Here is an 11,049-nt window from a genome sequence, read left to right on the forward strand (position 1 = left end):
GAGATACTAGCGAATTACAAGTAATAGTTATGGTAAATTATACAACAATATTAGTGTTAATATACGTTCTGTTACCTAGTATGAGTTATGCAAATTTCTTTGAGCAACGTTATCGTGGTTGGTTATGGTTTGAAGAGAAGATGATAGAGCAAGATATGATGTCATCAGAACAGCCGAGTAACGACATTACCCCAGAGCAGGCTAAAGAAGAAATAGAGCAATTTGCTAAGGAACTTGCAAATCTTAAGTTTATGATGCTAGCTCGTCCAACCCCAGAAAATGTTAAAGCTTACCGGGATAAGGAAAAACAAATGTGGAAACAAGCAGAAACGTTGCATGATAGCTGGGATATGGCAAATCTTCTTTATCCTGAGCAACGTGATCTTATCAATAATCCGGTGAATGTTCATGGGATAAAAGCCAAAAGAGCAATACAAGAAGCAGAGAATTCTCGCAAGATTCAACAGTTAGCTAAGGAGTTTGATTTAGTATTATTTTTTAGCGAGCAGTGTCAGTACTGCCAATTATTAGCCCCAGTGCTGAAAAATTTTGGTTCTCGATATGGTTTTAATATTGATGCGGTAAGTAGTAGTGGTAGTAAACATGAATATTTTAAGACATACAAGGCTGATGGATTAATAGAACGTTTAAACATAACTGAATTTCCTACAGTTATTGCTGTAAGTCATGATGCTAAAACAGCATTTGAACTAATTCGTGGCTATGTAAGCGAATCGGAATTGGAAGAATATAGTTTGCTGGCTGTTAAACATCTTGCAGATATCAAGAACAAAGCAGTTGTTGATAACAGTTTAATATCAAGTAATTTAGCAGAATGAGCAATAAAGCCTTAAATATTTTAAAATACATAGTAATCATTACTATATTTGGTAATCACACTATTTTTGCTAGTGGTATAGACAAGTTAATGAAATATGCAAGTCCTAATGGGAGCATGAGTAATGTTAACAAAGCAGCGATTATCAACGATCAGCAAGGAGGTTATATGACTGGTGGTTCAGTAATCTTGAGAGGTCCACGCCCAAAAACTTTGCAACCCCTAACAATACAAACTCCTAAACTAGAGTTTGATGCTTGTACCGGCTCTGCTGATTTTCGTTTTGGCGGGCTTAGTTATATTTCCAGCAGAGAGTTTACTCAGTTCTTTAAGAATATGGGTACGGCATCAGGTGCTTATGCTGTTAAAATGCTGATTAAATCAGCCTGTCCTCAATGTGAAGATATCATGTCGTATATGGAAACGGTAGCAAGAGATATTAATGGTATGATGATGGATCAATGTGCAGCAGGTCAAGCTCTAGCTAAGGGAGCATTCTCGATGCTTAATAGTAGTAGTCAGCAAAGATGTTTAATACAAGGCAATATTGGTAAAACGAATAAAGACATGTATGAGGCAAGCGATAAATGTAAAAGTAATCCGGATCGTTTTGGTAATAGTGGAGAGGAAGATGAACTTAAATCCTTGCTCGGTAATGAATTTAATTTGGTATGGAAGGCACTTAGTAAAGGTAGTAGTGGTGATTTAGATTTTAAGGAATTAATCATGTCTATTAGCGGTACTATCATCGGGCGTAAAACTGATGGTCGTTTTCATTTTAATAATAAGCCATCATTAGTGTTAAACAATGATCTTTTGGAACAATATATCGGTGTACATAAGAAATCAGGTCAAGTTAAGTTATATAAGTGTGATACCCAACAGAAATGCTTAAATCCTACAGAAACAGAAGTAACTTTAAGTGAAAATGATACTATTTACGGCAATATTAGCCGAATCTTAGAAAATATGGTGCCAAAAATATTTGCTGGTAAAGGTACTTTCACTGATGAGGAAGAAGCAGTAATAGCGTTTTCATCAATTCCGATAATCCAGCTAATTGAAATGGAGATTATCCATAAAGGTAAAACCCAGCATGGTAAAGATGTCATTAATACTGCTGACATGATTGTTAGAATGCAGGAGTTTTTAGAAGTAGTATCTTATGACATTGTTACTAACTTCCTGATGCAAATGACCAATACAGCATTATCTAGCGTATCAGCATTGGAATATGCCCAGTTAGATGACACAGTAATTAAGAACTTCACTAATCAGGTAACAGAGGTCAGGAGATTCATTACTGATTCTAAGTTTTCTGCTTTTAAGCGTTTACAAGTAATGATGCAATATAAGGAAAGACTAGTATTACAGCAGAGATCATTCAAAGCAGGCTTTGATAGATTTTTAGAATATAACACTCAAGGGTAAAAATGTATAAATTAAATATAAGACAATAATATTATGAATGAAATACAAGATAATCAGTTAGTTATTTACCAAACTGAAAATGGTGAAATAAAAGTAGATGTAAAATTACATGACGAGACTGTATGGCTATCATTAAATCAAATGTCTCAAATATTTGAGCGTGATAAATCAGTAATTGCCAAACATCTTAAAAATATTTTTAAAGAAGGAGAGTTAGCAAGTAGTGCAACTGTGGCAAAGTTTGCCACAGTTCAAAATGAGGGAGAACGAGCAATAAAAAGAACAATAGAATATTACAATTTAGATGCCATTTTATCAGTCGGATACAGGGTAAATTCTAAAAGAGGAGTAGAGTTTAGAAAATGGGCATCAAAAATATTAAAAGATTATCTAGTCCAAGGATATAACATCAATCATGATAAAGTAACAAGCAAGCATCTAGCTAAGTTAAAACAAACTATTGAATTGTTATCTACTACGTTAATCAATCAAAACCTAGCGACTGATACTAGTAAGGAATTACTTAGACTAATCAAATCATATACTAAAACATGGGATATGCTCATAAGATATGATGAAGATAATTTTAATATACCAGTAAATCTACAACTTGTTTCTATCGTATTACTTGATTATCAAGAGGCAATTGACTCAATATCTGTCTTAAAAGAAGAATTGCAGCATGAAGCTGGTAATTTATTTGGAATAGAAAGGGGAAATATGCTTAAAGCGATACTTGGTAACATTGAGCAAACATTTGGTGGAGAGTCATTATATCCATCAGTGCAAGAAAAAGCAGCACATCTTTTATATTTTTTAATTAAAGATCATCCATTTAGCGACGGCAATAAGAGAATAGGTAGCTTATTGTTCCTTCTTTACTTAAGTAAGGCAAAAATTGGACTGAAAAACATGAATGAAACTAGTATGACAACGCTTGCATTAATGATTGCTGAGAGTCATCCGGTGCAAAAAGAAATAATAATAAAATTAATTATGAATTTAATCAGTGATTAGTTACTTAATAGCGAGAGATAAAAAGAGAATAACGATATGGATTTAACAGTATACACCTATGGGCATATAGATGCTATGTTTTATTGCTTAAACGCCATAGCGATGCTAATGAGCAGCAGTTTTGGTGAATCATTAATTCTAGTAGTAACCATGGGTACTGTTGGTTATTATGCACTTAAGATGTCTTATGCAGGTGCAAATGGATACAAAGCCCATCTTGGTAAGGTTATAGCGATGGTAGCTATGATATATTTTATGTTACTTCCTAAAGCCGATATGATGATTTATGATCACGTGTCCAAGAAACAAGAAAAAGTTGACAATCTGCCGATTGGCTTTGCCCTACCTGTCGGCATATTAGAAACTTTTGGTGATTTACTAACCTTAGGTTTTGAACAAGCATTTACCATGGTTAGTAACACTAATTACCGGGATTACGGTATGGTATTTGGTGCAAGGCTTATACAGGAATCACGCAATTGGCGTATTAGGTCTCCTGAGTTCATGGAAAATATGAGTAACTTTATTGATCGATGTGTAATGTTAGATGCGATGATTGGTTATCATTATACACCAGAAGAATTACTTAAAACGGATGATATATGGAGTTTAGTAAAAGCTAATGCGGCTACTTTACGTCATACTAGTGTACGTATTGGTAAAACTAAAAGCTTAATGTCTTGTGATAGAGCAGCCAAAGAAGTACTAGACCCAGCATTTAAATTGGAGATTGAAGCACTTGAGAAAAAGGTAAAAGATACTGATATTGCACAGGCAGGACAAACTAATTACGTTCAAAGAACATTCCAGCGACTAACCTCAAATTTTAAAAAGAATATTGAGCTATCCTTTAAAAACTATGCAGGAGTTAATATTGGAGGTGAGAAGTTAATACGCCAGCAAATGATGATCAATGCCATCAGAAACTACTCTAGTGATTATGGTTACGTGCGAGCTTCGGCTACTCAAGAATCAAACTGGCGAATTGCTGGAGATTTAGCATCTACTTACTTACCAATATTGATGAGTGTATTGAAAGGACTGGTATATAGCTCATTCATCTTCATGGTACCAATGTTGATCATGAGTGGCGGTTGGAGCAGATATTTAGGTTATTTAACGCTCGTAGCATCATTTCAGTTATGGGCTCCGTTAAATGCTGTACTAAACATGTTTATCGATATTTATAGCAGCACTACTTTACTTGGTATTGCCGATCGAGTAGTTAGTTTTAGCACTATAAGTCAAATAGGCAACTATACGGACAAGATTGTAGCAGTTGCATCAGGTTTGCAGATGGCAATACCATTTCTTGCTTTTAGTCTGATGCAAGGCGGGGTAGGTGGCTTCATCCATTTAGCTGGCACTATCACAGGGGCTAGCCAATCCGCTGCATCACAAGCGGCTAATGAATCGGTGACAGGCAACAAGTCGTTCGATAATTATTCGGTTGGTAACCAGCAATTATACCAGCAGGGTGGTTTCAAGACCGACTGGAATGAGTCTTACGCGGCAGGAGCTAGCTCTTTTCAACATATGGACGGTACTATGGAGAAAGTGACTGCTGGTGGTAATACTTTAAGACAGTCTGGAATAGGCTTTACTGCTTCTAGCGGTGCAACTAGTTACAAACATGATGATAGCAGGGTAGCACAAGTAAGTACAGGAGCAGGAGTTGCTGTATCTATGCATCAGCAAGGTCTACGATCTTTATCGAACTCTAATACCAGTACAATCGGAAGAAATGCAGACTATGTCGCTCATCTTGCCCAAAGAGAACATGCAGGTGAGAGCTTTAATTATGATTCAATGGGTGAGGCAGGACAGACCTTGCGGCAAGCGGTTAGTAGTGCTAGACAATTACATGATAATAGTAATTATGGCTGGCAACAAGCAGCTAACACTACTGTTGAAGCCTCTGCAACGTTGGGTACGCCTATGCAATTCGTAACAGGCTCGGGAGCATCTATTGGTGTCAAAGGCACAGTTGGAGCTACTAATTCCAGTGAGCAATCAGTGGGAGAAAATAACAGTGTTAATCAAGAAAAACATACAGATAAGAATTATGCTAATCTCGTAAGAGCCGCCTCTAATAGTTCATGGGCCAGGGAGAACAATATTGATACTAGCTATAGCGATGCTGTACGTAGTGCTTATGAAGAACAACAAAGATTAGAGCAACAATGTTCAATTAGTCAACAAGAAGTTGATGATTGGCACAAAGCACAAACTATAGTTAATTCTAATTCCGGCAATTCTAGCCGTGATATGTATCAAGAAGTGGTCAATCAATTAAAACAAGATTATGGCGTTGATGCCAGTACTGCCCACAAAATGGCAGATAGACGCAGCCCAGAAGCCCAAAAAGCTTGGCAGAAATTGCAACAAGAGGATCATTATGTACAAGATGTCATGCACAATATTCGTCAAGGCAGAGCTGCGGTATCAGGAGCAAGTGGCAGAGAGCAGCTAGATCGCTTTACTAATCAGCATCAAGATAAGATCAGCAATAACCCTGACTATGCTATCAAAGAGTATGCTGAGCAACAAGGGATGAATGTTGGTGGCTTTAAAAAACAATTGCAAGAACAAGGCGATAGTTTAAAGAAAAAACACGAGAATATTAGAGATAAAAACTTGGCAAAATATGCACAAGTTAGATCTGAGACCGAGTCCAAGGAACAAAAAGCAACACAACAAGTTGAGAAATATGAAGAAGATCGCATAGGGAAAGGGAGAATAGGTACACTAGGTCACTCGGTTAATGGAGTAGGAAAACCAGATGATAAAAAGTAAATCAAACGTGATATATTATCTTGTGCCTGGGTAAGAATGAGAGCTTGGATATCTGTCGAAGCCAGTAGAATAAGAATTACTAATGGTTGTAGTAGTAGATATGATTGGGTGTACAGAATGTAATATACTGTGTTGATTACTAGAACTATTAGGAGCTACGTAATAAGCACCTCCGCCTATACCAGTGATTTCTGGACGCCAAGCATTTTTATTGAACAAAATAGAGATAGGACAATTTTTAAATATGAAATACAGCATAGGGCATAATAGACCAATGGCAGTATATATTGTTATAGAATCCTTGAAGGCAGGAAAATTATTATGCAAACCGAAAAACAACTGTACTGAAACCGGTACAGTAATTACTAGCACAAAACCTAAACCGGTAGGATATCTATTATTTAATGGCTCTCCTTGTTTATTCACAAAAATCTTATCCGCGGTGTATGTAACTTTATTAGCTCTAGCTAGTAAATATGGCGCTAATGAAACTGTTAAAATGATGAATAGTAAGGCAAAAATAGGTACAAAATTACTAAAGAAGTCAGATAAAGCCGCACTGGAAGTCATGCCAAGCCAAAACATTAAATTCCAAAAATTATCGCGAGTACAGCGTGATTTAAACCAGTTCATACAATCTCTTATCTTGAAGGTGATTAGCTTGAGTCTACTATGGTTGCAACTAATCTGCCAAGCAAAATTTACTATGATAACCATATTTCTTCTCAGTATATCAGTAAGTGTGCATGCTGATAGTCAAATTGCTAATCTTATCAAAACAATAGAATATCAATATGCTATCCCTAGTGGTTTACTACTTGCTTTAGCTAATGTGGAATCTAATTACCAACCATATTCATTAAATATTTCAGGCAAATCGGTCATAAGTAATTCAGTAGAGCAAGCTAAGAACATTGCTGAGCAATATTTACAGAAAGGAAAGCAGAATATTGATATTGGCGTGATGCAGCTCAATTACTTCTGGCATGGTAAAAACTTCACCTCAATAGCTGAAATGTTAACGCCCAAGAAGAATATTCATTATGCAGCTCAGCTGTTAACTGGTTTATACAAGCAGCATGGTTCCTGGCATAAAGCTGTTCGGTATTATCATTCTCGCAATCCTAAATATCATAGGCAATATTCACGCAAAGTGTTAGTGGCATGGTTAAAAAGCGATAGGCAGATTAATAGTAGGTAAAATATGTTAAATGATTTTATTGGCGGTGGTCAAGTTTTTCTACATAAGCTACGGATGTTATTGCAGGTTCTGCGTAGCTCTTTCACGAGTTCATTGTTAGTGAGTGTTGCAATAGTCTCCGTTATCTCATACAAACCAGCACAACTATTAGATTTAAGGGCTGCTATGACTTATCAGAAAGCACTATTAGCTGATAATTTTGATGATGCGGGCAGCTTTATTAGAAACGCGATTAACCCCAATGCTAAGGACTATTATACTAAAATAGATGCTTATGACAAAAAAGGTTTATATTCCAAAGATATTGATCCACGCAAAATTCTTAAATCACGATTCTATAGAGCATCTTACCTTTCAGTATGGGAGTTTGTTAAAATACGATTAGCTCTTACTGTGCTAGTCATGTTTGGCATCTTTGTTTTAATCTATCTGCTATGGTCAAGATTTGGCAAAGATGTCAAAGCAGAAAAGCAAAAAGATGGTAGTAATAAAATATTGACTAGCAAAGAAGTTAAAAAATGCTTGCGTAAAATTGGTAAAGCCAGCGATCTAACTATTGGTGATATGCCGTTAGTAAAAGATATGGAAACCATGAATCTCTTAGTGTCAGGTTCTATTGGTTCTGGCAAAACTAATTTAATGCATAATCTATTGCCTCAGGTAGAATCAAGAGGAGAAGCTGCTATTATTATTGATAATACTGGAGAAATGATTGCTAAATACTATGATCCAAGCCGCGGGGATATTATCTTTAATCCATTAGATAATCGTAGTCATTACTGGGACTTTTGGCATGATTGTGCTGGAAAAAAAGATCTAGAAAAATTTGCTGATATCTTAATGGGCTTTAATAGCAGAAAAAATAATCGAGGAGCTAATGATTTTTGGGAAGAAAGTGCAGCAAGTATTTTTGTTGCTTGCACTGAAGTTTTACAACAGCATCAGCAATATTCAATAATCAAATTATATAAAATGCTGTGCCAAACTGAAACTGGAGAAATGTACACAATATTAAAAGGTACAGATGCCGCAAAATATTTTACCAAAGATAACGCTAAAACAGCTTCTTCAATAATGTCAGTGTTGATGGCTAATATTAAGCCCCTGAGGTTTTTAACAGACAATAACAAGATGGGAGCATTTTCAATAGAGGATTATATTAACAAGATTAACTCAGGCAGTGGTAACTGGCTTTTTTTAGCTACTGACCCATCAGCTAGAGAATTAACCATTCCATTAAACGCATCGCTATTAGAACTCTTGATATCTCGTATGCGTCGCAGTAGAATCAATGCACGTCACAAATTATGGATCGTCATGGATGAACTGCCTAGTCTCGGGAAATTACCAGGCTTGCCACAATTGATGCAAGAAGGAAGGAAATATGGTACTTGTGTATTGTCTGGACTACAATCGACTAGTCAATTATACCAATATTATGGTAATGCTGATGCATCGAATTTAATTGGTTTGTTTAAGACCAAGTTCGCCTTTGCCAGTGATGACCCAAGAATGGGAGAGCTATATAGTAAACTTTGTGGTTCTGTTACTACAATTAGCCAGCAGAAAAATACTAGTTTCGGGGCTAATGAGTTTAGGGACGGTGTTAGTTATAATGAAAGGCATGAAAAATCACCTCTTGTTTCTTATGAAGACTTTAGCTGTCTCAGCATTGGTCAATGCTATGTTATTTTACCAGAAATATCTGCTAGACTTGCAAAGATACAAGTGCCGCAAGCTACGGCGGCTGATAAAAATAAGTGGTTTGTTGAAGTTGTAGCAGAGTCTAAAATGGTAGATAAGATACACCAACAATGCAATAATCTAGACTCAGACAATATTGCAACTAATAATGATGAATCAGAATTTAATACAGAGATAAAAAATGATGAATTTATTTTAAATAGATAAAAAAAGCTGTATTATGTCATGGATGTTCAGTTAAAAAACTTGGGCTGTAACATAGATATACAATATAAATAAATTTTAATATGCAACCAGTTGTTATAAGATATAAAAAGATGGCAAAGATGTTAGGGGTTTCTGTCAAAAAAGCAGAAAAAGTGCAGGACGAGCTAATAACAAAAGGTTATATGGAAGTGTTATATGCTAACGATAAGATTAGATGTGTTAGGATAAGCTCTCCTGATCCACAAATGGCTGCTTATCTGCACCAAACTAGAGACCCTATAATATTTACCAAATAATGTAACAGTATTATAATAATCAATTAACGTGGGTAATAATATGTTAAATAAAGTTAAATTATATAGTCTGACTATTGCGTCGATCATATTGTCGATAAATAGCTCTTTAGCTAATCCTAATCAGAAAGATGATATAGAGTTAGATAATCGTACGCTATATATACAAAGTCCTAGCAGAGTAATAGATAGACATTTTTCTTCTTTTGATCGCTATTGGCACAACTTGCTCAATGGCAGTATGTATGTATATGATGGAGACTCTATAGGTACTAAGATTATTACAGAGGACAAGCGATATGTTGTGATTATGGAGATACCAGGTTATGATAAAAGTCAGATTAAAATTAACTTAAAAGGCAATCGTCTTGTTGTGAATGGTAGTAACGAATCAGATGTTAATAAAAAAGATAATATTAAAGATTATGCCCGCAAGAATAGGCAGTTTAATTACACTATAGAGTTAAATAATGACATCGATCAAAAAACTATCTCTTCTAATTTAAAAAATGGCATCTTAACAATCATATTACCTCGTATTGCAACAAAAGAAGCTAACGTTAAGGAAATACCTATTAATTAATCATGATAAATCGAATTGTACTATAGTACAACCAAACTAGAGTATTATTGTACTACACCAAGCCTACTAACAAGTGGTACAATTATAAGAAATATTAGACTTGTTTGTACTATTGTGGTACAATATTATTTTTTAAATAAAATTGTACCAGAGTTATTATGAAAATTGGATATGCAAGAGTAAGCAGTAATAATCAGGACTTAGAATTACAACAACAAGCATTAATTGAGGCGGGATGCCAAAAGATATTTAGCGAGTCAGCTAGTGGCAAAGATAATAATCGCACTGAGCTAATGATTATGATTGAATCATTGCGACCAAGTGATATTGTTATAGTTTATAAGATTGATCGGATTGCTAGATCTCTAAAAGGACTAATTGAGCTAATCGAACTACTAAATAACAAATCTGTTGAGCTTGTGTCCCTTGATTCAGGAGATAAAGTAGATACTACTTCGCCTATGGGGAGAGCATTTTTCCAAATAGCTGGAGTATTTGCTGAATTAGAACGTAGCATGATTAATAGCAGAACTAAAGCAGGAATTGCTAAGGCTAAGCTTAATGGAGTAAAATTTGGTAGAAGAGTTGGTAGTAGCAACAAAACAACTTTAGGCAAAATAGAAAAAATAAAGATTTTTCTGCAAGCTGGTAAAACTTATAGTTGGATTAGCAAGGAATTGTTTGTCAGTAAAAAAACAATATCTGATATTAAAAAATTGTTACAGAAAAATGACCGAGCGTTTAAAACATGAGCAAATCTGATAGATTAATAAGTTAGTAAAATGACAAAAAAGTTAAAGCATGATTCATTAGTCAAAACAATAATGGCTGATCCTGTAGCAGCCCAAGAATTTTTGGAATATTATTTGCCGAATGATTTTAAGAGTTTAGTAGATTTATCAAAAATAACAGTAGAAAAAGAAAGTTACATAGAAGAATCTTTAAACAAGAAATATAGTGATATAGTGTATGGAGTTGC

General features: G+C 35.2%; 11 protein-coding genes. 10 read left to right on the forward strand and 1 reads right to left on the reverse strand.

Annotated elements, in window-relative coordinates; all coding sequences use genetic code 11:
* The first annotated feature begins 29 nt into the window (after positions 1 to 29).
* From traF to RiCNE_RS00820, 4 genes are read left to right on the forward strand one after another with little or no spacing between them, the layout of a single operon-like run.
* Entirely contained in the window at positions 30 to 839 is an 810-nt protein-coding gene (traF, locus tag RiCNE_RS00805; RefSeq protein ID WP_094648741.1) for a conjugal transfer protein TraF, read from the forward strand.
* Positions 836 to 2,269 carry a conjugal transfer protein TraH gene (locus RiCNE_RS00810; RefSeq protein WP_094648742.1) on the forward strand — a complete coding sequence of 478 codons (1,434 nt, stop codon included), beginning with the start codon at positions 836 to 838 and terminating at the stop codon, positions 2,267 to 2,269. Before traF ends, RiCNE_RS00810 begins: the two co-directional genes overlap by 4 nt.
* Positions 2,270 to 2,302: 33 nt before the next feature.
* Positions 2,303 to 3,286, forward strand: coding sequence for a virulence protein RhuM/Fic/DOC family protein (gene rhuM, locus RiCNE_RS07880; protein WP_094648743.1), 984 nt, complete (start codon positions 2,303 to 2,305; stop codon positions 3,284 to 3,286).
* Positions 3,287 to 3,322: 36 nt separating this feature from the next.
* Positions 3,323 to 6,082, forward strand: a complete 2,760-nt coding sequence (locus RiCNE_RS00820; RefSeq protein ID WP_094648744.1) for a conjugal transfer protein TraG N-terminal domain-containing protein — start codon at positions 3,323 to 3,325, stop codon at positions 6,080 to 6,082.
* Positions 6,083 to 6,097: 15 nt separating this feature from the next.
* Here the strand turns inward: RiCNE_RS00820 and RiCNE_RS07225 are convergent, their stop codons facing one another.
* Complete coding sequence (locus RiCNE_RS07225; RefSeq protein ID WP_133062912.1) at positions 6,098 to 6,301, reverse strand: hypothetical protein; 204 nt, start codon at positions 6,299 to 6,301, stop codon at positions 6,098 to 6,100.
* A gap of 25 nt (positions 6,302 to 6,326) precedes the next feature.
* Here RiCNE_RS07225 and RiCNE_RS07885 point away from each other — a divergent pair, with 25 nt between their 5' ends.
* The 6 genes from RiCNE_RS07885 to RiCNE_RS00855 all read left to right on the forward strand — a co-directional run.
* Positions 6,327 to 7,283 carry a lytic transglycosylase domain-containing protein gene (locus RiCNE_RS07885; protein WP_239832549.1) on the forward strand — a complete coding sequence of 319 codons (957 nt, stop codon included), beginning with the start codon at positions 6,327 to 6,329 and terminating at the stop codon, positions 7,281 to 7,283.
* A 3-nt stretch (positions 7,284 to 7,286) separates the two neighbouring features.
* Positions 7,287 to 9,194 (forward strand): type IV secretion system DNA-binding domain-containing protein, encoded by a 1,908-nt coding sequence (locus RiCNE_RS00835; RefSeq protein WP_094648746.1) that lies wholly within the window; start codon positions 7,287 to 7,289, stop codon positions 9,192 to 9,194.
* A gap of 80 nt (positions 9,195 to 9,274) precedes the next feature.
* Positions 9,275 to 9,490: a hypothetical protein gene (locus tag RiCNE_RS00840; RefSeq protein WP_094648747.1), complete on the forward strand. Its 216-nt coding sequence runs from the start codon at positions 9,275 to 9,277 to the stop codon at positions 9,488 to 9,490.
* 40 nt (positions 9,491 to 9,530) lie between these two features.
* The gene (locus RiCNE_RS00845) at positions 9,531 to 10,070 is read left to right on the forward strand and encodes an Hsp20/alpha crystallin family protein (protein ID WP_094648748.1); all 540 of its coding nucleotides are present in this window, start codon (positions 9,531 to 9,533) and stop codon (positions 10,068 to 10,070) included.
* Positions 10,071 to 10,228: 158 nt separating this feature from the next.
* The gene (locus tag RiCNE_RS00850; RefSeq protein ID WP_094648749.1) at positions 10,229 to 10,822 is read left to right on the forward strand and encodes a recombinase family protein; all 594 of its coding nucleotides are present in this window, start codon (positions 10,229 to 10,231) and stop codon (positions 10,820 to 10,822) included.
* A 30-nt stretch (positions 10,823 to 10,852) separates the two neighbouring features.
* On the forward strand, positions 10,853 to 11,049 hold a 197-nt coding region (locus RiCNE_RS00855; RefSeq protein WP_192866911.1), incomplete at its 3' end, for an Rpn family recombination-promoting nuclease/putative transposase.

Origin of the sequence: Rickettsia endosymbiont of Culicoides newsteadi, from assembly GCF_002259525.1 — a bacterium.
Classification (GTDB): Bacteria; Pseudomonadota; Alphaproteobacteria; order Rickettsiales; family Rickettsiaceae; genus Tisiphia.

Excerpts from the sequence above, each read along its gene's own strand:
- traF (WP_094648741.1), top strand. The coding sequence starts at position 30 with ATGGTAAATTATACAACAATATTAGTGTTAATATACGTTCTGTTACCT.
- RiCNE_RS00810 (WP_094648742.1), top strand. The coding sequence starts at position 836 with ATGAGCAATAAAGCCTTAAATATTTTAAAATACATAGTAATCATTACT.
- rhuM (WP_094648743.1), top strand. The coding sequence starts at position 2,303 with ATGAATGAAATACAAGATAATCAGTTAGTTATTTACCAAACTGAAAAT.
- RiCNE_RS00820 (WP_094648744.1), top strand. The coding sequence starts at position 3,323 with ATGGATTTAACAGTATACACCTATGGGCATATAGATGCTATGTTTTAT.
- RiCNE_RS07885 (WP_239832549.1), top strand. The coding sequence starts at position 6,327 with ATGAAATACAGCATAGGGCATAATAGACCAATGGCAGTATATATTGTT.
- RiCNE_RS00835 (WP_094648746.1), top strand. The coding sequence starts at position 7,287 with ATGTTAAATGATTTTATTGGCGGTGGTCAAGTTTTTCTACATAAGCTA.
- RiCNE_RS00840 (WP_094648747.1), top strand. The coding sequence starts at position 9,275 with ATGCAACCAGTTGTTATAAGATATAAAAAGATGGCAAAGATGTTAGGG.
- RiCNE_RS00845 (WP_094648748.1), top strand. The coding sequence starts at position 9,531 with ATGTTAAATAAAGTTAAATTATATAGTCTGACTATTGCGTCGATCATA.
- RiCNE_RS00850 (WP_094648749.1), top strand. The coding sequence starts at position 10,229 with ATGAAAATTGGATATGCAAGAGTAAGCAGTAATAATCAGGACTTAGAA.